Source organism: Clostridium nigeriense, from assembly GCF_050585265.1.
GTDB lineage: Bacteria > Bacillota > Clostridia > Clostridiales > Clostridiaceae > Clostridium > Clostridium nigeriense_B.
Genome location: NZ_JBNOOE010000010.1, coordinates 48,530 through 67,795, shown reverse-complemented (window position 1 = coordinate 67,795; position 19,266 = coordinate 48,530). Strand labels below are relative to the sequence as shown.

Annotated in this window: 34 protein-coding genes; all 34 read right to left on the bottom strand. The window is 32.8% G+C overall.

Going from position 1 to position 19,266, the window contains the following annotated elements; translation table 11 throughout:
• Window positions 1–7: 7 nt before the first annotated feature.
• Window positions 8–1,624, bottom strand: a complete 1,617-nt coding sequence (locus ACQPVP_RS10720; RefSeq protein ID WP_430849790.1) for a Na/Pi cotransporter family protein — start codon at window positions 1,622–1,624, stop codon at window positions 8–10.
• A gap of 232 nt (window positions 1,625–1,856) precedes the next feature.
• Window positions 1,857–2,249, bottom strand: a complete 393-nt coding sequence (gene rpsI / locus ACQPVP_RS10715; RefSeq protein WP_430849788.1) for a 30S ribosomal protein S9 — start codon at window positions 2,247–2,249, stop codon at window positions 1,857–1,859.
• A 25-nt stretch (window positions 2,250–2,274) separates the two neighbouring features.
• On the bottom strand, window positions 2,275–2,709 hold the full coding sequence (gene rplM / locus ACQPVP_RS10710) for a 50S ribosomal protein L13 (RefSeq protein WP_008681152.1): 435 nt from the start codon (window positions 2,707–2,709) through the stop codon (window positions 2,275–2,277).
• A gap of 180 nt (window positions 2,710–2,889) precedes the next feature.
• Window positions 2,890–3,624, bottom strand: coding sequence for a tRNA pseudouridine(38-40) synthase TruA (gene truA / locus ACQPVP_RS10705; protein WP_430849786.1), 735 nt, complete (start codon window positions 3,622–3,624; stop codon window positions 2,890–2,892).
• A 21-nt stretch (window positions 3,625–3,645) separates the two neighbouring features.
• Complete coding sequence (locus ACQPVP_RS10700) at window positions 3,646–4,449, bottom strand: energy-coupling factor transporter transmembrane component T family protein (RefSeq protein WP_430849784.1); 804 nt, start codon at window positions 4,447–4,449, stop codon at window positions 3,646–3,648.
• An 11-nt stretch (window positions 4,450–4,460) separates the two neighbouring features.
• Window positions 4,461–5,321: an energy-coupling factor transporter ATPase gene (locus tag ACQPVP_RS10695; protein ID WP_430849782.1), complete on the bottom strand. Its 861-nt coding sequence runs from the start codon at window positions 5,319–5,321 to the stop codon at window positions 4,461–4,463.
• Window positions 5,306–6,151, bottom strand: a complete 846-nt coding sequence (locus tag ACQPVP_RS10690) for an energy-coupling factor transporter ATPase (RefSeq protein WP_430849780.1) — start codon at window positions 6,149–6,151, stop codon at window positions 5,306–5,308. Before ACQPVP_RS10690 ends, ACQPVP_RS10695 begins: the two co-directional genes overlap by 16 nt.
• Window positions 6,152–6,355: 204 nt before the next feature.
• The gene (gene rplQ, locus ACQPVP_RS10685) at window positions 6,356–6,697 is read right to left on the bottom strand and encodes a 50S ribosomal protein L17 (protein WP_008681157.1); all 342 of its coding nucleotides are present in this window, start codon (window positions 6,695–6,697) and stop codon (window positions 6,356–6,358) included.
• A 14-nt stretch (window positions 6,698–6,711) separates the two neighbouring features.
• Window positions 6,712–7,659: a DNA-directed RNA polymerase subunit alpha gene (locus tag ACQPVP_RS10680; RefSeq protein WP_430840833.1), complete on the bottom strand. Its 948-nt coding sequence runs from the start codon at window positions 7,657–7,659 to the stop codon at window positions 6,712–6,714.
• Window positions 7,660–7,761: 102 nt separating this feature from the next.
• Window positions 7,762–8,382, bottom strand: coding sequence for a 30S ribosomal protein S4 (gene rpsD, locus ACQPVP_RS10675; RefSeq protein WP_430840835.1), 621 nt, complete (start codon window positions 8,380–8,382; stop codon window positions 7,762–7,764).
• Between the two features lie 23 nt (window positions 8,383–8,405).
• Entirely contained in the window at window positions 8,406–8,798 is a 393-nt protein-coding gene (gene rpsK, locus ACQPVP_RS10670; protein WP_136006888.1) for a 30S ribosomal protein S11, read from the bottom strand.
• Between the two features lie 15 nt (window positions 8,799–8,813).
• Window positions 8,814–9,179: a 30S ribosomal protein S13 gene (gene rpsM, locus ACQPVP_RS10665; RefSeq protein WP_430840837.1), complete on the bottom strand. Its 366-nt coding sequence runs from the start codon at window positions 9,177–9,179 to the stop codon at window positions 8,814–8,816.
• A 220-nt stretch (window positions 9,180–9,399) separates the two neighbouring features.
• Window positions 9,400–9,513 (bottom strand): 50S ribosomal protein L36, encoded by a 114-nt coding sequence (rpmJ, locus tag ACQPVP_RS10660; RefSeq protein ID WP_016205879.1) that lies wholly within the window; start codon window positions 9,511–9,513, stop codon window positions 9,400–9,402.
• 42 nt (window positions 9,514–9,555) lie between these two features.
• Entirely contained in the window at window positions 9,556–9,774 is a 219-nt protein-coding gene (gene infA, locus ACQPVP_RS10655; RefSeq protein WP_066889870.1) for a translation initiation factor IF-1, read from the bottom strand.
• A gap of 7 nt (window positions 9,775–9,781) precedes the next feature.
• A complete protein-coding gene (locus ACQPVP_RS10650) occupies window positions 9,782–10,093 on the bottom strand; it encodes a hypothetical protein (RefSeq protein WP_430849778.1) in 312 nt (103 codons plus the stop codon).
• Window positions 10,094–10,144: 51 nt separating this feature from the next.
• The gene (map, locus tag ACQPVP_RS10645; protein ID WP_430849777.1) at window positions 10,145–10,894 is read right to left on the bottom strand and encodes a type I methionyl aminopeptidase; all 750 of its coding nucleotides are present in this window, start codon (window positions 10,892–10,894) and stop codon (window positions 10,145–10,147) included.
• Window positions 10,894–11,544, bottom strand: a complete 651-nt coding sequence (locus ACQPVP_RS10640) for an adenylate kinase (protein WP_430849776.1) — start codon at window positions 11,542–11,544, stop codon at window positions 10,894–10,896. The genes map and ACQPVP_RS10640 overlap by 1 nt, the downstream gene beginning before the upstream one ends.
• A gap of 22 nt (window positions 11,545–11,566) precedes the next feature.
• Complete coding sequence (gene secY / locus ACQPVP_RS10635; protein WP_430849774.1) at window positions 11,567–12,841, bottom strand: preprotein translocase subunit SecY; 1,275 nt, start codon at window positions 12,839–12,841, stop codon at window positions 11,567–11,569.
• Window position 12,842: 1 nt separating this feature from the next.
• Complete coding sequence (gene rplO, locus ACQPVP_RS10630; RefSeq protein ID WP_066889862.1) at window positions 12,843–13,283, bottom strand: 50S ribosomal protein L15; 441 nt, start codon at window positions 13,281–13,283, stop codon at window positions 12,843–12,845.
• A gap of 23 nt (window positions 13,284–13,306) precedes the next feature.
• Window positions 13,307–13,486: a 50S ribosomal protein L30 gene (gene rpmD / locus ACQPVP_RS10625; RefSeq protein WP_008681171.1), complete on the bottom strand. Its 180-nt coding sequence runs from the start codon at window positions 13,484–13,486 to the stop codon at window positions 13,307–13,309.
• A 12-nt stretch (window positions 13,487–13,498) separates the two neighbouring features.
• A complete protein-coding gene (gene rpsE, locus ACQPVP_RS10620) occupies window positions 13,499–13,996 on the bottom strand; it encodes a 30S ribosomal protein S5 (RefSeq protein WP_430840844.1) in 498 nt (165 codons plus the stop codon).
• Between the two features lie 19 nt (window positions 13,997–14,015).
• Window positions 14,016–14,378 (bottom strand): 50S ribosomal protein L18, encoded by a 363-nt coding sequence (gene rplR, locus ACQPVP_RS10615; protein WP_416179364.1) that lies wholly within the window; start codon window positions 14,376–14,378, stop codon window positions 14,016–14,018.
• Between the two features lie 20 nt (window positions 14,379–14,398).
• Window positions 14,399–14,941: a 50S ribosomal protein L6 gene (gene rplF, locus ACQPVP_RS10610; protein ID WP_430840846.1), complete on the bottom strand. Its 543-nt coding sequence runs from the start codon at window positions 14,939–14,941 to the stop codon at window positions 14,399–14,401.
• A 62-nt stretch (window positions 14,942–15,003) separates the two neighbouring features.
• Complete coding sequence (rpsH, locus tag ACQPVP_RS10605; protein WP_430849772.1) at window positions 15,004–15,402, bottom strand: 30S ribosomal protein S8; 399 nt, start codon at window positions 15,400–15,402, stop codon at window positions 15,004–15,006.
• 31 nt (window positions 15,403–15,433) lie between these two features.
• Entirely contained in the window at window positions 15,434–15,619 is a 186-nt protein-coding gene (locus ACQPVP_RS10600; protein WP_008681179.1) for a type Z 30S ribosomal protein S14, read from the bottom strand.
• 15 nt (window positions 15,620–15,634) lie between these two features.
• Window positions 15,635–16,177 carry a 50S ribosomal protein L5 gene (gene rplE, locus ACQPVP_RS10595; protein WP_066889853.1) on the bottom strand — a complete coding sequence of 181 codons (543 nt, stop codon included), beginning with the start codon at window positions 16,175–16,177 and terminating at the stop codon, window positions 15,635–15,637.
• Window positions 16,178–16,200: 23 nt separating this feature from the next.
• On the bottom strand, window positions 16,201–16,515 hold the full coding sequence (rplX, locus tag ACQPVP_RS10590; protein WP_430849770.1) for a 50S ribosomal protein L24: 315 nt from the start codon (window positions 16,513–16,515) through the stop codon (window positions 16,201–16,203).
• A 17-nt stretch (window positions 16,516–16,532) separates the two neighbouring features.
• The gene (gene rplN / locus ACQPVP_RS10585; RefSeq protein ID WP_008681183.1) at window positions 16,533–16,901 is read right to left on the bottom strand and encodes a 50S ribosomal protein L14; all 369 of its coding nucleotides are present in this window, start codon (window positions 16,899–16,901) and stop codon (window positions 16,533–16,535) included.
• A 28-nt stretch (window positions 16,902–16,929) separates the two neighbouring features.
• Window positions 16,930–17,184 (bottom strand): 30S ribosomal protein S17, encoded by a 255-nt coding sequence (gene rpsQ / locus ACQPVP_RS10580; protein WP_066889849.1) that lies wholly within the window; start codon window positions 17,182–17,184, stop codon window positions 16,930–16,932.
• Window positions 17,185–17,206: 22 nt separating this feature from the next.
• Window positions 17,207–17,419 carry a 50S ribosomal protein L29 gene (rpmC, locus tag ACQPVP_RS10575; protein ID WP_008681185.1) on the bottom strand — a complete coding sequence of 71 codons (213 nt, stop codon included), beginning with the start codon at window positions 17,417–17,419 and terminating at the stop codon, window positions 17,207–17,209.
• The gene (rplP, locus tag ACQPVP_RS10570) at window positions 17,419–17,853 is read right to left on the bottom strand and encodes a 50S ribosomal protein L16 (RefSeq protein ID WP_008681186.1); all 435 of its coding nucleotides are present in this window, start codon (window positions 17,851–17,853) and stop codon (window positions 17,419–17,421) included. Before rplP ends, rpmC begins: the two co-directional genes overlap by 1 nt.
• A 17-nt stretch (window positions 17,854–17,870) precedes the next feature.
• Complete coding sequence (rpsC, locus tag ACQPVP_RS10565; protein WP_430849768.1) at window positions 17,871–18,539, bottom strand: 30S ribosomal protein S3; 669 nt, start codon at window positions 18,537–18,539, stop codon at window positions 17,871–17,873.
• 19 nt (window positions 18,540–18,558) lie between these two features.
• Window positions 18,559–18,894, bottom strand: a complete 336-nt coding sequence (gene rplV, locus ACQPVP_RS10560) for a 50S ribosomal protein L22 (protein WP_008681188.1) — start codon at window positions 18,892–18,894, stop codon at window positions 18,559–18,561.
• A gap of 21 nt (window positions 18,895–18,915) precedes the next feature.
• Window positions 18,916–19,200, bottom strand: a complete 285-nt coding sequence (gene rpsS / locus ACQPVP_RS10555; protein ID WP_066889845.1) for a 30S ribosomal protein S19 — start codon at window positions 19,198–19,200, stop codon at window positions 18,916–18,918.
• Window positions 19,201–19,266 lie beyond the last annotated feature (66 nt).

The following is a 19,266-nucleotide window of genomic DNA, read 5'->3' as shown; positions in this document are numbered from 1 at the left end:
TAAAATATTAACTATTATCTATAACACTTTCTGCTATATTCATTGAGTGATCGCTAATTCTTTCTAAATTACTTAATAAATCTAGAAAAATAGCACCTGCATAAGCATTGCAAGTTCCATCATAAAGTCTTTTTATATGTAAATCTCTATATTTCTTTTGCATTTTATCTACTTCGATTTCTATTGTGTTTACCTCTTTAGCTTTATCTATATCTTTATTTGCATAACTATTTATTGCCATTTCTAAAGATTCAGAAGTCTTTTGGTACATATTTTTTATTTGTTTAATAGCATCTTCACTATATTCTAATTTCTTATTTATTTTTTGTAATGTTAAATCTGCTATATTCTCAGCATGGTCACCTATTCTTTCAATGTCATTAATAATATGGAATGTTGCTGCAACTATGCTTTGCTCTTTATCTGATAACTCACATTTTGAAAGCTTAATTAAGTAATTTGTAATAGCCTCATTTAATGTATTTATAATATTTTCATTTTCATAAACCTTTTGAATTAGATTCTCATCATTATTTTCAAAAGCTTCTAATGATAAAGCTAAACCTTTTTTAGCTTTGTTTGCCATTCTTAATGTTTCCTTAGCCACTTGTCCAGCAGCTATTACTGGTGTTTCCAATAATCTATCATCTATGTATTTTGGACCTGCTTTTTCATCTTCATCATCACCAGGAATTATCATATTAACTGTTTTTATTAATAAGCCTGTTAAAGGTAGCATTATAGCAGTATTTACTACATTAAATACTGTATGTGCATTAGCTATTTGCCTACTAACATCTCCTGGGCTTATAACAGATACCGCCTCACCTAAAATTCCACTTAATAATACTGGAATAAATATTATCGTACCACCTAAGTTAAATATTAAGTGAAGTATTGCTGCCTTACGTGCTGTCTTAGTTGTTCCTATTGATGCTAACATCGCAGTTATACAAGTCCCTATATTACATCCAAATACTATTGGTAATGCAGCTTTAATATCTATTGCACCTGCAGTTGCTAAAGCTACTAAGATACCTGTAGTTGCAGAAGAACTTTGAAGTACAGCTGTTATAATTGCCCCTGCAATTATTCCTAAATACCAATGTCCACCCACAGTTCCAATGATCTCATTAAATATTGGTAATTGAGTTAACGGCTTCATAGCAGCACTCATTTGTCCCATACCAACAAATAATATTCCAAAACCTAAAATAATATTTCCAACATCTTTTCTCTTCTTCTTTTTAGAGAACATAACCATTAACGCTCCGACAAATACAAATAACGGAGCAATTTGATCTAACTTAAATGCAACGAGTTGCGCTGTAATTGTAGTACCTATATTAGCTCCCATTATAATGCCTGCTGCCTGAGCCAAGTTCATAAGGCCTGCATTAACAAAACCCACCACCATTACTGTTGTGGCACTGCTACTTTGAATAACTGCTGTAACTATTGCACCTACTATAACAGCAATAATTGGATTTTTCGTCACTTTTTCAAGAATTGACTTTAATCCATCTCCAGCAGCATTTTCTAGACCATCCCCCATGATCTTCATTCCATAAATAAATAGTCCTAAACCACCAAGTAACTTTATTATAACCATTAATGATTCCAAAGTTATTCTCCTTTTCAACAATATTTTTACAAAATAAGTTTACATTATTTCTTAACATTTGTTAAGTAATTAAACATACATTTAAAGCCATTTTAATGTGGTAATTTTTTCAAATATCCAATTTTAATATTATCTTTATAAAATTACTTTAATATTAATCTATCATAATATTTATATATATAAAATAAACCTCGCAACCATATGGGTTGCGAGGTTTGTAAGCTTCCAAATATTATCTCTTTGAGAATTGTGGAGCTCTTCTTGCTTTCTTAAGACCGTATTTCTTTCTTTCCTTCATTCTTGGATCTCTAGTTACGAAACCAGCCTTCTTTAATTCTGACTTTAAGTTTTCATCAGATTTTATTAAAGCTCTAGTTATTCCGTGTCTTATTGCTCCAGCTTGACCTGTGAATCCACCACCGTGAACGTTAACTAAAACGTCGAATCTGTCTTTAGTTTCTGTTAAAACTAATGGTTGATTAACGATCATTCTTAAAGTTTCTAATCCGAAATAGTTTTCTATTTCTCTGTTATTTATAATAACTTTACCACTTCCTGGTACAAGTCTAACTCTTGCTATTGATTTTTTTCTTCTTCCAGTTCCCATGTATTGAACTTTTGCCATTTTTATTCCTCCTCCCGAGCATGTATTAGTACTTTAACTCAAGTACTTCTGGTTTTTGAGCATCATGTCCATGCTCAGTACCTCTGTATACTTTTAACTTCTTAAGCATTTTTCTTCCTAAAACACCTGTTGGAAGCATTCTTCTTACAGCTTCTTCGAAAGCGAATTCAGGCTTCTTAGCTAATACTTCTCTGTATGGAGTTTCCTTTAATCCACCTGGATATAAGCTATGCTTTCTCATTAATTTTTGATCTAACTTCTTACCAGTTAAAACAACTTTTTCAGCATTGATTACTATAACGAAATCTCCGCAGTCAACATTTGGTGTAAATGTTGGTTTATTTTTTCCTCTTAAAATTGAAGCAACTTGGCTAGCAACTCTTCCTAGTGGCTTACCAGCAGCATCAACAACATACCATTTTCTTTCAACTTCTTGCGCCTTAGCGATGTATGATTTCATGTTTTTCCCTCCCTGAACTTACATTTGTGCCTTACTTTTTTTAAGTAACTGCTTTTATGTCAAGACCCGGGGCTAGTGGATCTTATATACATAAATTATTCTAACAAACAAAACTATTATAATACACGCATACGGGTGTGTCAATATATTTTGTTCCATTATTTCAATTATTTTTTTATTTTAATAATATACTTTTTCTAGTACTAAACCATTGGCAGGAACGCATATTCCTGCTTTATCTCTTTCTTTACTATCAATAATATCTTTTATTTCTACTGGTTCAATTTTATTTAATCCTACCATAATAAGTGTTCCAACTATTATTCTAACCATATTATATAAAAATCCATCACCTGTTACATAAATTTTTATTATATCTCCAGTTTCTTCTACATATAACTCCGTTATTGTTCTTACTGTTGTCTTAACTGAGCTTCCACTTGTTTTAAAAGCAGAAAAGTCATGAGTGCCAATAAAATACTTGCAAGCTTCATTCATATATTCTACATCTAATTTTCGTTTTACATGATATAAATAGTTTCTATATATTGCCGATGGAATATCCCTGTTTAATATAGAATAAGAATAAGTTTTTCCTTTAGCATCATATCGTGAATGAAATTCTTCTTCTACTTCTTCAGACTTCAAAATTATAATATCATCAGGCAATTTATGATTTATGGCTTCTCTATACTTTTCAGCTGGTATCTTACTATTTGTTTTAAAATTAGCTACAAATCCTTTTGCATGGACACCAGCATCAGTTCTAGAACTACCTGTAACTTCAACTTCTTCATTAGTTAAAAGTTTAATAGCTTCTTCTAAAGCTCCCTGTAAAGTTGTTCCTACTTTTTGCTTTTGCCAACCTAAATAATTAGTTCCATCATATTCTAAAGTAAGCTTAATATTTCTCATAATATTATCACCTTTATTTTCTTATAGTATAAATCTAACTATTAAACTTCCTATAAACAACACTAAAAATATTAAAAAAGCTATAGTATCCTTATTAGAAAATCTCAACTCTTTCATTCTTGTTCTCCCAGCACCACCTCTATAAGCTCTAGCTTCCATTGCCATAGCAAGTTCATCTGCTCTCCTGAAAGAACTTATAAATAAAGGAACTAATAGTGGTATTAAACTCTTTGCCTTTTGGATTAATCCACCACTTTCAAAATCAGCTCCCCTTGCCTTTTGAGCCATCATAATTTTATCTGTTTCATCCATTAAAGTTGGTATAAATCTTAATGCTATTGTCATCATCATAGCAAGCTCATGCGCCATTTCTTTTCCAATAGGTCTTAATAATCTTTCTATCCCATCTGTTAATTCTATTGGTGATGTGGTTAATGTTAATACTGAAGTTCCCATAATTAAGAATATAAGCCTTAATGCCATAAATGCTGCTGTTCTTAATCCTTCAGTATAGACCTTTATAAACCCAAGCTCAAAAATTAATGAATCTGCTGTTCCCTTTATCATAAATACATTTAAAACTGCAGTAAAAATTATTAGAAAAAATACTGGTTTCAGCCCTTTGTATAAATATCTAGGTGGCAGTTTAGCAACATATACTGTCAATGCTAAAAATCCAACTATTAAAATATATCCAACAAATTTATCTACGATAAATAAAGAAATAATAAATAAAATTGATAAAATTATTTTAGTCCTAGGATCCAACTTATGAACAAAGGTTTCGCCTGGTATGTATTGACCTATAGTTATATCTTTTATCATTTCTGATCCCCCTAGTTTTTAATTTCCTTTAATAATTTTAGTAATTCCTCTTTTCCTTGACTAATAGTATAAACTTCATCTGACACATTAAAACCTTTTTGTCTCAAAGCTCTCATAAGATAAGTTACTTGTGGTACTGCTAATCCTATTTTCTCTAAAGTTTCAACTTCTTTAAAAACTCTAGCTGGAGTTCCTTGTAACGCAACTTCACCATTATTCATAACTATAATCCTTTTTGCAAGTTTACCAACATCCTCCATGCTATGGCTAACTAATATAATAGTCATCTTATATTCATCATGTAAATTTTTTATTTGATCTAAAATATCATCTCTACCTTTAGGATCTAATCCAGCTGTAGGTTCATCCAAAATAAGTACCTTTGGCTCCATGGCAATTACCCCTGCTATAGCAACCCTTCTCTTTTGTCCACCACTTAAATCAAAAGGGGACTTATTTCTGTAACTTTCGTAATCTAAGCCTACCATTTTCATAGCCTTTTTGACTCTTTCTGTAATTTCCTCTTGTTCAAGTCCTAAATTTCTAGGCCCATACTCAATATCCTTCTCTATTGTTTCTTCAAACAACTGATATTCTGGATATTGGAATACTAATCCTACTTTTTTTCTTATGTCACTTAGCTTTACTCCATCTTTTGTTATATCCTGTCCATCAACTATTATCCTTCCTGAAGTAGGTTTAAGTAATCCATTCATATGTTGAATTAAAGTTGATTTTCCTGAGCCTGTATGACCTATAAGGGCAACAAATTCCCCTTCATTTATTTCTATATTGACATTATTTAAAGCCACTTTTTCAAAAGGTGACTTTGGCATATAAACATGTAATAAGTTTTCTATTTTAATTGACATATCGCATTCACCATCTCATCTACATTTAAAATATTTGTATCTATATTTATCCCAGTATTCTTTAATTCATAGCATAGTTCTGTAACTTGAGGGACATCTAACCCTATTTCCTTCATTTTCTTAACATTAGAAAATACTTCTCTTGGTTTACCTTCTAATATTATCTTTCCATCATCCATAACTATTACCCTATCCGCTTGAGCTGCTTCATCCATATAATGAGTTATAAGCACTATAGTTATTCCATAGTTTTCATTTATATCTTTGATATTTTTTAATACTTCTTTTCTTCCTGATGGATCTAACATAGCTGTTGGTTCATCAAAAATTATACATTCTGGTTTCATTGCTAACACTCCAGCTATAGCTACTCTTTGTTTTTGACCTCCTGAAAGCAAATGTGGTGCATGTCTTCTATACTCATACATTCCAACCTTTTTTAAACTTTCATCTACTCTTTTTCTTATTTCTTCTGGTGGAACCCCAAGATTCTCTGGTCCAAAGGCAACATCTTCTTCAACTATAGTAGCTACTAATTGGTTATCTGGATTTTGAAATACCATACCTGACTTGGATCTTATTTTCCATAAATTATTTGGATCTAAAGTATTCAGATTATCTACTATTACTGTTCCTTCAGAGGGTAGTAAAAGAGCATTCATATGTTTAGCAATTGTTGACTTCCCTGAACCATTATGGCCTAATATTACTAAAAATTCTCCTTTTTCAACTTGAAGACTTACACCATTAACAGCATATCGTTCTTCTTCTCCTTCATTTACCCTATATTTAAAAGATACATTATCACATTTAATCATTGCTTCTTTCACAATATAGCCCTCCTTCTATCGCTTAACTTTCATTAAGTATTATATAAAGACTCAATTGGTGTATATACATTAACATAAGAATATTATAATATACATTTCTTTAATTACAATTAATTTAAAAATAAATTTTTAAGTTCTTATATAATATTTAATTTTTTATATACAAAAATGGGGACTAAGTTGTATCACTTAATCCCCTACATATTATACTAATTCAAGTATAACAACTTCAGCTCCATCCCCTCTTCTTGGGCCTTTTTTGTACATTCTAGTGTATCCACCATTTCTTTCAGCGTACTTTGGAGCAACATTGTCAAATAGGTTTTGAACTACTTCTTCTTCATTAACAAAAGCTAAAACTTGTCTTCTAGCGTGAAGGTCACCTCTTTTTGCTAAAGTGATCATCTTTTCAGCTAATTTTCTAGTTTCTTTTGCTCTTGTTTCAGTTGTTTCTATTTTACCATGCTTTAAAAAGCTTGTAACAAGGCTTCTTAGCATAGCTCTTCTTTGGTCAGTAGGACGACCTAATTTACGATAACCTGCCATATGGATTTACCTCCTTACTCATCGTTTAGTCTTAATCCTAAGCCTAATTCCTTAAGCTTTCTTTCGACTTCCTCTAAAGATTTCTTTCCTAGATTTCTTACCTTCATCATGTCATCCATTGACTTTCCAGCAAGTTCTTGAACTGTATTAATTCCAGCTCTCTTTAAGCAGTTATATGATCTAACTGATAAATCTAGCTCTTCAACAGTCATCTCTAGTACTTTTTCTTTCTTATCTTCTTCTTTTTCTATCATAATCTCTACATCATTAGTACTATCTCCTAATGACATAAATAATTTAAAATGCTCTATAAGAATTTTTGCTGATAAGCTTATAGCTTCATCTATCTTAATAGTTCCATTAGTCCAGATTTCTAATGTTAACTTATCATAGTCAGTAATTTGACCTACTCTTGTATTCTCAACAGTAAAGTTAACTCTTTTAACTGGTGTATAAATTGAGTCTACAGCAATAGCTGATAATGGAAGATCTTCACTCTTATTTTTATTTTGAGTAACATATCCTCTTCCTCTATTAACTGTTATTTCCATATATAACTTACCATTATCATCTAATGTAGCAATATGAAGATCCTTGCTTATAACTTCAACATCTCCATCAGTCTTTATATCTGCACCTGTAACTTCTCCTGGTCCTTGAGCATCTATATATATTGTCTTTGGACCTTCACCATTCATTATTAAAGCTAAAGATTTGATGTTTAATATTATTTCTGTAACATCTTCTTTAACCCCTTGTACAGTCGAAAATTCATGTAGTACTCCATCAATTTTAACTGATGTTGGAGCTGCACCTGGAAGTGATGATAAAAGTATTCTTCTTAGAGCATTTCCAAGTGTTATACCATATCCTCTTTCTAACGGTTCAACTACATATTTACCATAAGTACCATCTTCATTTGTCTCTATACATTCAATTATTGGCTTTTCTATTTCTAACATGCACAAACCCTCCTTATATCTTAAATGGCAACATTATTCTGAGGGCAATTGCTTATATATTTGTATTGTAAGATAAATCTTAACAATACAAATATTAAACTATTATTTGCTGTATAACTCAACGATAAGAGTTTCATTAACTGGTACGTCAATATCTTCTCTTGTTGGTTCAGCAATAACTTTACCTGAATAATTTTCAACATTTGCTTCTAACCATTTTGGTAATGTCTTAGGATTTTCTATAAATGTCTTGAATTTTTCAGTTCCTCTGCTCTTTTCTGTAACTAAAATTTCGTCATTAGCAGAAACTTTATATGAAGGAATATCAACTTTCTTACCATTTACTAAGAAATGTCCATGAGTAACTAATTGTCTAGCTTCAGCTCTTGAAGCACCGTATCCTAATCTATAAACAACGTTATCTAATCTCATTTCTAATAACTTAAGTAAGTTTTCACCTGTAATACCTTTCATATGTTCAGCCTTTTCATAATAAGTTCTGAATTGGCCTTCTAATACTCCGTATATTCTTCTAGCTTTTTGCTTTTCTCTTAATTGTACTCCGTAGTTAGATAATTTCTTCTTAGCTGCTCCATGTTGTCCTGGTGCATAACTTCTTCTAACAAAAGCACATTTATCTGTATAACATCTATCCCCTTTAAGGAATAACTTCATACCTTCTCTTCTACATAATCTACATGTAGCTCCAGTATATCTTGCCATTAATTACACCTCCTATATGAATACTAGACTCTTCTTCTCTTTGGTGGTCTACATCCGTTATGTGGGATTGGAGTAACATCTTTAATTAAAGTTACTTCTAATCCTGCCGCTTGTAAAGATCTGATTGCTGCTTCTCTACCAGCACCTGGTCCCTTTACATATACTTCTATACTTTTTAAGCCATGTTCCATAGCTGCTTTAGCTGCTGTTTCTGCTGCCATTTGAGCTGCGAATGGAGTGCTCTTTCTTGATCCTCTGAAGCCTAGAGCTCCCGCACTTGACCATGATAAAGCATTTCCTGCCGCATCAGTTAAAGTAACTATTGAGTTATTGAAAGTTGATTTGATGTGTGCAGCACCATGCTCAATATTCTTTCTTTCTTTTCTTCTTCTAGTCTTTTTAACTTTTTGAGCCATCGAATTCCCTCCTCACTACTTCTTCTTATTTGCGATAGTTTTCTTTGGACCTTTTCTAGTTCTAGCGTTAGTCTTAGTCTTTTGACCTCTAACTGGAAGACCTTTTCTGTGTCTGATTCCTCTATAACATCCAATTTCTACTAATCTTTTAATATTTAATGCAACTTCTCTTCTTAAGTCACCTTCAATTGTTAAAGTCTTTACGTATTCTCTGATTTTTGTTATTTCATCTTCACTAAGATCTTTAACTCTTGTATCAGGATTTACTCCTGTTTCTGCTAAAATCTTGTGTGAAGTAGAAAGTCCTATACCGTATATATATGTTAGACCTATTTCAACTCTTTTTTCTCTTGGTAGGTCTACGCCTGAAATTCTTGCCATTAAAACTTACACCTCCTGATATTGAAATGCATACACTTTTATTATATATGTGTATTTATATAATAAAATCCTAGGTCAATAGAGTTATTCTCTACTGTCAGCCGCACCTAAAATTTATCTACTTATTTAAATGCCTATATAATCATATTTGACTTTAACTGAAAAGTCAATACGATATACATAGTAAAATTATACTTTTTTTGCCTATACTTTGATTGTATTAGCCTTGTTTTTGCTTGTGCTTAGGATTTTCACAGATAACCATTACTTTTCCTTTTCTTCTTATAATCTTGCACTTTTCGCAAATAGGCTTAACTGATGGTCTTACTTTCATCGCTAACCCTCCTTGTAATACTTAGTGGTTATTTTTTCACTTTTATTTAGCTCTCCATGTAATTCTACCTCTTGTTAGATCATATGGAGAAAGTTCTATTGTAACCTTATCTCCAGGTAAAATTCTTATGAAGTTCATTCTTAATTTTCCTGAAATATGTGCTAGAATCTTGTGACCACTCTCTAGTTCAACTTGGAACATAGCATTTGGTAATGCTTCTAGTACAGTACCTTGCATTTCTATTACATCATCTTTTGACATAAGGTAATCAACCCTCCTTAACAATGCCTTTAAGTTTTAGAAATCTCTTTATTTTTAAATCAGTACCTCTATCCTTTGATATGATAGATGCTTTAATCTCATCATCTACATCATCTAAAACATCTATATGTTTTAGATTCTTATGTTTAGGCATCTGAACTGTTTTAGTACTCCCATTACTCAGAATTACATAGTCATCACTTAAATGTCCTATTACAACATATAAATAATTTTTATCTCTTCCGCTTCTTGAAAGAACCACTTTCCCAATTAAGTCATTGTTTTGCAAACTTTTCACCTCAATGATTACCTTAGCCATAAATCTACAAGCCACCTTTTGGTATCATGCGAATTTATAACTAAGCAACACTTATTTAATCAGTGTTAATATTTCGGGTCCATCTGGTAAAATTACAATTGTATTTTCGTAGTGTGCAGATAGACTTCCATCACTAGTTACTACAGTCCAATCATTGCTTAATGTTTTAACTTTATAGCTGCCTACATTAACCATAGGTTCAATGGCTAAAGCCATTCCCTCTACTAACTTAGGTCCTCTTCCCGGAAGACCATAATTAGGTACTTCTGGATCTTCGTGTACAACTCTACCTATACCGTGTCCTACGAAATCTCTTACTACAGAAAAGCCTGAAGCTTCAACGTAGCTTTGTATTCCATGTGATATATCAGTAAGTCTGTTTTCAACCTTTGCATATTCAATACCTTTAAAAAAACTTTCTTTAGTTACATTAATTAACTTATTAGCTTCTTCACTGATATTACCTACAGCAAATGTTCTAGCAGCATCTCCGTGAAAGCCATTTATATTAGCTCCACAGTCCACACTAATTATATCTCCATCTTTTAATACATAACCTCCTGGGATCCCATGAACTACTTGCTCGTTAACAGATATACATAGTGAAGCTGGAAAACCATACAGCCCTTTAAATGAAGGCTTCGCTCCATGCTTAGTTATAAATTCTTCTGCTATTCTGTCTAATTCAGCAGTAGTTATTCCTGGTCTTACTTTTTCCTCAACTAATAGCAATGTTTCTGCTACTATTTTACCTGCTTTTCTCATTAGGTCTATTTCTTTGTTGTTTTTAATGAAAATCACTATTCAACACTCCCTAAGATACTGCAGATACCTTCGAATACTTCATTAATAGCTTTCGTTCCATCTACAATTGAAAGTAAGTTTCTTTCTTTATAAAAATCAATCAGTGGTTGTGTTTGTCTCTCATACACATCAAGTCTTTCAGATACAGTTTCTTCTGTATCATCTTTTCTTTGGATTATATCACTTCCACAAACATCACATTTATCTGCTATAGTTGGTGGATTAAATTTTATATGATAGCTAGCTCCACATGATGGACATACTCTTCTACCAGTCATTCTTTCTAAAATAAATCCAGTAGGTACTTCAATTAATAAAGCTGTATCAATTCCTTCATTTCTTCCTAAAAGAAATTCTTGAAGAGCTTCTGCTTGATTAACTGTCCTTGGAAAACCATCTAATAAATATCCATTTTTACAGTCATCTTGTTCTAGCCTATCTTTTACCATATTAATAGTAACTTCATCAGGTACTAACTGTCCTTTATCGATGTGCTTCTTAGCTTCTATTCCTAGAGGAGTATTTTCAGAAATGTTCTTTCTAAATATATCTCCTGTAGAAATATGTGGTATTGAGTATCTATTACTAATTGATTTTGCCTGTGTTCCCTTACCTGCTCCAGGAGGACCTAATAATACTATCTTCACGGGCATCATCTCCATTATTAATCTATTTTAAGAATCCTTGATAATGTCTCATTACTAATTGTGAATCTAATTGTCTTGAGAAATCAAGTCCAACACCAACCATAATTAATAATGATGTTCCACCAAATTGAATTCCTTGTAGTTGTGAATTTGAAATTAATATTGGTAGTATTGCTAGTAAAGCAGCAAATACTCCTCCAATTAAAGATACTTTTGTAAGTACTTTTTCAAAATATTTTTCTGTTGCCTCGCCCGGTCTTATTCCTGGCACAAATCCAGCTGATTTGTGAAGATTTTCTGCCATTTCATCTGGCTTGAATGTAATTTGTGTATAGAACCAAGTAAAGAATATAGTTAATAATGCATAAACTACTGGATACATCCAAGTTGTTTCATTAAATATACTATAACTACTACTTGTTATCCAAATTGCCCAGTTGTGACTTGGGAAAAACTCAGCAATTGTCTTAGGGAACATCATCACTGACATAGCAAAGATTATTGCTATAACAGCTGATCCTATTATACTTAAAGGAATATGAGTGCTTTGGCCTCTCATAACCTTAGAGCCAACAGCCTTACCAGCATATTGAACAGGAATTCTTCTTTCTGCTAGTGAGAAGAATATTACTATTCCTAATAATACAATTGCAGCAGCAACAAATAATAAAATTTCAATTATAGTAATTTTTCCTTGATCCTTTAATGTAAATAATGACATTAAAGTTATAGGTAACTGAGATACTATATTTACGAATATTAATATGGATATACCATTTCCAAATCCTTTAGCTGTGATTTGATCTCCTAACCACATACAGAATGTTGAACCTGCAACTAATGCTATTAAAACAACAATAATTTCAGCCCAAGGCATTCCTGTTACGGCACCTCTAGCGGCAACCATACTATATGTTCCAAAAGCAAGAATAAATCCAATAACTATTGATAAAATTCTTGTAATCTTTTGAATTTTCTTTCTTCCTTCTTCACCTTCTTTTGAAAGTTGTTCTAATGAAGGAATAGCTATAGTTAATAGTTGTACTATTATAGAAGCATTAATATAAGGTGTAACACTTAAAGCAAATATACTAAATTGTCTAAATGCTCCTCCTGATATTAAATCATAGAAACCAAATATTGTTCCACTACTTGCTAAACTATTTAAAACAGTTGTGTCAATTCCAGGAACAGGAATATGTGTTCCTATCCTGAAAATTGCAATTAAAAATATAGTCCATAAAAATCTCTTTCTTAATTCGGGAACCTTCCAGGCATTACGTAGGGTTGATAGCATACTAAATCACCTCAACTTTTCCTCCAGCTGCTTCTATCTTTTCAGCTGCTGATTTTGAAAACTTACATCCTTTAACAGTTAGGCTTTTCTCTAATGTGCCGTTTCCTAAAATCTTAACGCCGTCTTTTACCTTACTGATAACTCTTCTTTCAAGTAAAACTTCTGGAGTTATTTCAGTACCATTTTCAAATATATTTAATCTATCAACATTAATGCTAACATATTGTTTAGCAAATATATTTGTGAAGCCTCTCTTAGGAAGTCTTCTATATAATGGCATTTGACCACCTTCAAATCCTGGTCTTACTCCACCACCTGATCTAGCCTTTTGGCCTTTTTCACCTTTTCCAGCATTTCTACCTAAACCTGAACCAGTACCTCTACCAACTCTTTTAGGAGCTTTTTTACTTCCAGCTGCTGGTTTTAATTCATGAAGTTTCATTACTCAATGCACCTCCTCTTTTTTTAAACTTCTTCTACTTTAAGTAGATAGTCAACTTTATTAATCATTCCTCTGATTTGAGGAGTTTCTTCATGTTCTACTGTCTTACCGATCTTTTTTAGTCCAAGGGCATGTGCAGTAGCAATATGGTCTTTTTTTCTTCCAATTAAACTCTTAACAAGAGTAACTTTAATTTTTGCCATTGCTTTTCCCTCCTAACCTAAAATTTCTTCAACAGTTTTGCCTCTTAATTTAGCTATATCTTCAGCTGTTCTTAAGCTTGCTAAACCGTTGATTGTAGCATTTACCATGTTTTTTGGATTGTTTGAACCTAATGACTTAGCCCTAACATCCTTTAAACCTGCTAATTCTAATACAGATCTAGCTGGACCTCCAGCGATAACTCCTGTACCTTCTTTAGCCGGCATTATAAGAACTTTACCAGTTCCGAATTTTCCATATATTTGATGAGGAACAGTTGTTCCAACTATTGCAACACTTACTAAGTTTTTCTTAGCGTCTTCTATTCCTTTTTTAATTGCTTCTGGGATTTCTATTGACTTACCCATTCCAACGCCTACGTGTCCGTTTTCGTCACCTACAACTACTAAAGCGCTGAATCTGAAGTTTCTACCACCCTTAACAACCTTAGTTACTCTGTTTATATTAACAACCTTTTCCTTAAGGTCTAGTGTGCTAGGATCGATTCTCATGTATTTCCCTCCTTGTTTATTAGAATTTTAAGCCTGCTTCTCTTGCAGCTTCAGCTAAACTTTGAACTCTTCCGTGATATACGTATCCACCTCTGTCGAATACTACTTCTGAGATTCCTTTTTCTAAAGCTTTTTTAGCTATTAATTCACCAACTAATTTAGCAGCTTCCTTGTTTCCGCCTACTTTAACATCTACTGCTTTATCTAAGCTTGAAGCTGAAACTAATGTTACTGAATTAACATCATCTATAATTTGAGCATATATATTTTTTTCACTTCTATATACTGAAAGTCTTGGTCTTTCAGGAGTACCAGAAATTTTCTTACGTACTCTTAGGTGACGTCTTTCTCTACTAGCTTTTCTGTCTACCTTCTTAAACATAAAGGTTTCACTCCTTTCTATTATTTCTTACCAGTTTTACCTTCTTTACGTCTGATTACTTCGTTATCGTACTTAATTCCTTTACCCTTATATGGTTCAGGCTTTCTCCATGATCTGATATCAGCCGCTGCTGCTCCAACTTTTTCTTTATCTATTCCCTTAACAACTACTTTAGTTGCAGCTGGAGTTTCGAAAGTAATACCTTCAATTGGTTCTATTTCAACTGGATGTGAATATCCTAAGTTCATTACAAGTTTCTTTCCTTGTAATTGAGCTCTATAACCAACACCGATTAATTCTAAGCTCTTTTCAAATCCTTTTTCAACTCCGATTATCATGTTGTTGATTAATGCTCTAGTTAATCCGTGAAGAGCTCTGTGCTCTTTTTGATCGCTAGGTCTAGTAACAACAACTTGGTTATTTTCAACTGCTATATTCATGTCTTTGTTCATAGCTTTAACAAGTTCGCCCTTTGGACCCTTAACTGAAACAACGTTATCTGCTGAAACAGCTACAGTTACGCCTGCAGGTATAGTTATAGGTAATCTACCTACTCTTGACATAATCGCACCTCCTGTTTTACTTGTTCTTATATATGTTAATCTAGTTACTTTCTAATTTATAATTACCAAACGTAGCAAACTACTTCTCCGCCTAATCCAGCTTTTCTTGCTTCTCTATCAACTAATAATCCAGCTGAAGTTGAGATTATAGCAATACCTAGTCCGCTTAATACCTTTGGAATTTCATCTTTCTTGCAGTAAACTCTTAGTCCTGGTTTAGAAATTCTCTTTATACCAGTTATAACTCTTTCTTTATCTGCACCATACTTAAGAGATATTCTTAACATTGGAACAACACCATCGTTATATTCCTCTAATTCTTTAATATATCCCTCTTGTAATAATATATTTGCAATAGCCTTCTTCACGTTTGATGAAGGAACTTCTACTACTTCATGTCTTACAGCATTTGCGTTTCTTATACGAGTTAGCAAATCTGCGATAGGATCTGTCATAACCATTTAATGTGCCTCCTTTCACTATATCTGTTTTTTACCAACTTGCTTTCTTACAACCAGGGATTTGGCCCTTGTAAGCAAGTTCTCTAAAACATATACGGCATATACCAAACTTCTTTAATACTGAATGTGGTCTTCCACATATTCTGCATCTTGTATAAGCTCTTGTTTTATATTTAGGTTCTTTTTTCCACTTTTCTATAATAGCTTTACGTGCCACGGTTTCCCCTCCTTATTATTGAGCGAATGGCATACCAAGGAATCTTAATAATTCTCTTGCTTCTTCGTCAGTATTAGCTGTTGTTACGAAGATTATATCCATTCCTCTAACCTTGTCTATTTTATCATACTCGATTTCTGGGAATATTAATTGCTCTTTAACTCCTAATGAGTAGTTTCCTCTACCATCAAAGGCTTTGCTTGAAACTCCTCTGAAGTCTCTAACTCTTGGAAGAGCAATTGTCATTAACTTATCAGCAAACTCATACATCTTTGCTTTTCTTAATGTAACCTTACATCCTAAAGCCATATTTTCTCTAATCTTAAAGTTAGCAACTGATTTCTTCGCTCTTGTTAAGATTGGCTTTTGACCTGCAATGATGCTTAAATCATTAACTGCAGCTTCTAATATTTTTTGATTGTCCTTAGCTTCTCCAACACCCATGTTGATAACTATCTTTTCAAGCTTTGGAACTTCCATTATATTTTTATATCCGAACTTTTCAATCATAGCTGGAATTACTTCTTTTTGATACTTTTCTTGAAGTCTTGTTGTCATAATTTAGTACCTCCTTTCAGATTTTAGAATGTTTCTCCGCACTTCTTACAAATTCTAACTTTAGTACCATCTTCTAATATTTTGTTACTAATTCTTGTAGCATTTTTGCACTTTGTGCAGTATAACATAACTTTTGAGCTGTATATAGCTCCTTCTCTTTCAACTATTCCACCTTGCATGTTTGTTCTGCTTGGCTTTTGGTGCTTTTTAATTATATTAACTCCTTGAACAATAACTTTACCTGTTTTAGGATATACCTTTAAAACTTCACCAGTTTTACCTTTATCTTTACCAGAAACAACTACAACTGTGTCGTTTTTTCTAACATGTACCTTCAAATAAGACACCTCCTCCATTATAGAACTTCAGGTGCTAATGATAAAATCTTGTTAAATTCGTTATCTCTTAGCTCCCTAGCAACTGGTCCGAAGATACGAGTTCCTCTTGGTTGCTTATCATCCTTTATAATAACAGCTGCATTTTCATCAAACTTAATGTATGAACCATCAGCTCTTCTTAATCCTCTAACTGATCTAACTATAACAGCCTTTACAACGTCTCCTTTTTTAACAACTCCGCCTGGTGTTGCACTTTTAACGCTAGCAACTATTACATCTCCAATGTTACCGAACTTTCTTTTTGAACCGCCTAAAACTCTTATGCACATTATTTCCTTTGCACCTGAGTTATCTGCTACTTTTAGTAAGGTTTGTTGTTGTATCATTGAATTACCCTCCTTTCAGACTTAAAGCCTATTTAGCTTTTTCAACTATTTCAACAAGTCTCCATCTCTTATCTTTAGATAATGGTCTAGTTTCCATAATTAAAACTCTATCATTAATTTTAGCTTCATTGTTTTCATCATGAGCTTTAAACTTAGTTGTTCTATTAACTGTTTTTCCATATAATGGGTGTCTAACCTTAGTTTCAACAGCAACAACTATTGTTTTATCCATTTTATCTGAAACAACTCTACCTATTCTTTTCTTTCTTAATCCTCTTTCCATTAAGAGTTACCTCCTTTCAGATTTACTGCTCGAAAGCCCTGATCTCTTCTTCTCTAATGATGGTTTTGATTTGGGCTATAGATTTTTTTACTTCTCTTATTCTCATAGGATTTTCTAATTGACCTGTAGCTAATTGGAATCTTAAGTTGAATAATTCAGCTTTAAGGTCATTTAATTTAACCTTTAAATCTTGAGGATTATTTGCTCTTAATTCTTTTAATTCTCTAGCCTTCATTATTCTTCACCACCCATTTCCTCAAAATCTCTTCTTGTAACGAACTTACACTTTACAGGAAGTTTGTGTGATGCAAGTCTCATAGCTTCTCTTGCAACTTCTTCATTAACTCCTGATAATTCAAATAAAACTCTACCAGGTTTAACTACTGCTACCCAGTATTCTGGTGAACCCTTACCTGAACCCATTCTTGTTTCAGCTGGTTTTTCAGTTACTGGCTTATCTGGGAAAATCTTTATCCAAAGTTTTCCTCCTCTTCTTATATATCTGTTTATAGCAATTCTGGCAGATTCAATTTGATTACTAGTTATCCAACCACATGTTGTAGCTTGAATACCAAAATCTCCGTATGCAAGGAAATTACCTCTTGTAGCTTTCCCTTTCATTCTACCACGTTGTACCTTACGATGCTTAACTCTTTTAGGCATTAACATGACTAATTCCTCCTTTCTTATGCGTTAACTTCTTCCTTCTTTTCAACTTTTTTAGTTGGAAGAACTTCTCCATTATAAACCCAAACTTTTACGCCGATCTTTCCATAAGTTGTATCAGCTTCTGCAAATCCATAATCAATATCTGCTCTTAAAGTTTGTAGTGGAATTGTTCCTTCATGATATTGTTCTGTTCTAGCTATTTCAGCTCCACCTAATCTACCTGAACAAGCTGTTTTAACACCTTTAGCTCCAAGTCTCATAGCTCTTTGGATGCTTTGTTTCATAGCTCTTCTGAATGATACTCTTTTTTCTAATTGAGCAGCTATGTTTTCTGCCATTAATTGGGCATTTGCTTCAGCATTTTTAACTTCAACTATGTTGATTAATAAATTCTTATTATCAACTACTTTAGCTAATTTAGCTTTTAAAGCTTCAATTCCTGCTCCACCTTTTCCGATTATAACACCTGGTTTAGCAGTATATATATTTAATTTAACTCTCTTAGCAGCTCTTTCAATTTCAATCTTTGAAATACCAGCTGAGAAAAGTTCCTTCTTTACGAATTCTCTTATTTTGTTATCTTCTATTAGATTGTCTGCAAAGTTCTTCTTTGAAGCATACCATTTAGCATCCCAATCTTTGATAACTCCTACTCTAAGTCCGTGAGGATGTACTTTTTGACCCACTTGATTTCCCTCCTTCTTTCTAAGCTCTTTCTTTAACTACAAGTGTAATGTTACTTGTTCTTTTGTTAATTCTAAATGCTTTACCGTGGTCCATTGGTCTAAATCTCTTAAGTGTTGGACCTGCACCAACGAATGCTTCTGCTACATATAATCTTTCTACATCCATTTCGTGATTATTTTCTGCATTAGCAACAGCTGATTTTAAAACTTTGTTTATAACAACAGCTGCATCTTTTGGAGTATATTGTAAAATAGCGAAAGCCTCTTGAATATTTTTTCCTCTTATTAAATCAAGAACTACTCCTACTTTTGTTGGAGACATTCTAACATATTTAGCTATAGCTCTAGCTTCCATTTATGTTCCTCCTTTCCGGGATTACTTTCTTTTTCTTGCTGCTTTTTCGTCATAATCGTGTCCTCTGTAAGTTCTAGTTAAAGCGAACTCACCAAGCTTATGTCCAACCATATCTTCACTTATGAAAACTGGAACATGCTTTCTTCCATCGTGAACAGCAATTGTATGACCAATCATTTGTGGGAATATTGTTGAACTTCTTGACCAAGTTTTAACAACCTTCTTATCTCCACTAGCATTCATTTCTTCAATTTTCTTTAAAAGTCCTTCATGTACAAAAGGCCCTTTTTTTGTTGATCTACTCACTATAATTTGCCTCCCTTCATAATCTCTAGGCTGACAAGCCATGAAGAGAAATTTAACTTCTCTTCA

Coding starts and splice junctions, on each gene's coding strand:
- rpsI (WP_430849788.1), bottom strand. CDS start 2,249: ATGGCAAAAGTTCAATACATGGGAACTGGAAGAAGAAAAAAATCAATA.
- rplM (WP_008681152.1), bottom strand. CDS start 2,709: ATGAAATCATACATCGCTAAGGCGCAAGAAGTTGAAAGAAAATGGTAT.
- truA (WP_430849786.1), bottom strand. CDS start 3,624: ATGAGAAATATTAAGCTTACTTTAGAATATGATGGAACTAATTATTTA.
- ACQPVP_RS10700 (WP_430849784.1), bottom strand. CDS start 4,449: ATGATAAAAGATATAACTATAGGTCAATACATACCAGGCGAAACCTTT.
- ACQPVP_RS10695 (WP_430849782.1), bottom strand. CDS start 5,321: ATGTCAATTAAAATAGAAAACTTATTACATGTTTATATGCCAAAGTCA.
- rplQ (WP_008681157.1), bottom strand. CDS start 6,697: ATGGCAGGTTATCGTAAATTAGGTCGTCCTACTGACCAAAGAAGAGCT.
- ACQPVP_RS10680 (WP_430840833.1), bottom strand. CDS start 7,659: ATGTTAGAAATAGAAAAGCCAATAATTGAATGTATAGAGACAAATGAA.
- rpsD (WP_430840835.1), bottom strand. CDS start 8,382: ATGGCAAGATATACTGGAGCTACATGTAGATTATGTAGAAGAGAAGGT.
- rpsK (WP_136006888.1), bottom strand. CDS start 8,798: ATGGCTCAAAAAGTTAAAAAGACTAGAAGAAGAAAAGAAAGAAAGAAT.
- rpsM (WP_430840837.1), bottom strand. CDS start 9,179: ATGGCAAGAATTTCAGGCGTAGACCTACCAAGAGAAAAAAGAGTTGAA.
- rpmJ (WP_016205879.1), bottom strand. CDS start 9,513: ATGAAAGTAAGACCATCAGTTAAGCCTATTTGCGAAAAGTGCAAGATT.
- infA (WP_066889870.1), bottom strand. CDS start 9,774: ATGTCAAAAGATGATGTAATAGAAATGCAAGGTACTGTACTAGAAGCA.
- ACQPVP_RS10650 (WP_430849778.1), bottom strand. CDS start 10,093: ATGGCTAAGGTAATCATTGAGGTGAAAAGTTTGCAAAACAATGACTTA.
- secY (WP_430849774.1), bottom strand. CDS start 12,841: ATGCTATCAACCCTACGTAATGCCTGGAAGGTTCCCGAATTAAGAAAG.
- rplO (WP_066889862.1), bottom strand. CDS start 13,283: ATGAAACTTCATGAATTAAAACCAGCAGCTGGAAGTAAAAAAGCTCCT.
- rpmD (WP_008681171.1), bottom strand. CDS start 13,486: ATGGCAAAAATTAAAGTTACTCTTGTTAAGAGTTTAATTGGAAGAAAA.
- rpsE (WP_430840844.1), bottom strand. CDS start 13,996: ATGAGAATCGATCCTAGCACACTAGACCTTAAGGAAAAGGTTGTTAAT.
- rplR (WP_416179364.1), bottom strand. CDS start 14,378: ATGTTTAAGAAGGTAGACAGAAAAGCTAGTAGAGAAAGACGTCACCTA.
- rplF (WP_430840846.1), bottom strand. CDS start 14,941: ATGTCAAGAGTAGGTAGATTACCTATAACTATACCTGCAGGCGTAACT.
- rpsH (WP_430849772.1), bottom strand. CDS start 15,402: ATGGTTATGACAGATCCTATCGCAGATTTGCTAACTCGTATAAGAAAC.
- rplE (WP_066889853.1), bottom strand. CDS start 16,177: ATGACAACAAGACTTCAAGAAAAGTATCAAAAAGAAGTAATTCCAGCT.
- rplN (WP_008681183.1), bottom strand. CDS start 16,901: ATGATACAACAACAAACCTTACTAAAAGTAGCAGATAACTCAGGTGCA.
- rpsQ (WP_066889849.1), bottom strand. CDS start 17,184: ATGGAAAGAGGATTAAGAAAGAAAAGAATAGGTAGAGTTGTTTCAGAT.
- rpmC (WP_008681185.1), bottom strand. CDS start 17,419: ATGAAGGCTAGAGAATTAAAAGAATTAAGAGCAAATAATCCTCAAGAT.
- rplP (WP_008681186.1), bottom strand. CDS start 17,853: ATGTTAATGCCTAAAAGAGTTAAGCATCGTAAGGTACAACGTGGTAGA.
- rplV (WP_008681188.1), bottom strand. CDS start 18,894: ATGGAAGCTAGAGCTATAGCTAAATATGTTAGAATGTCTCCAACAAAA.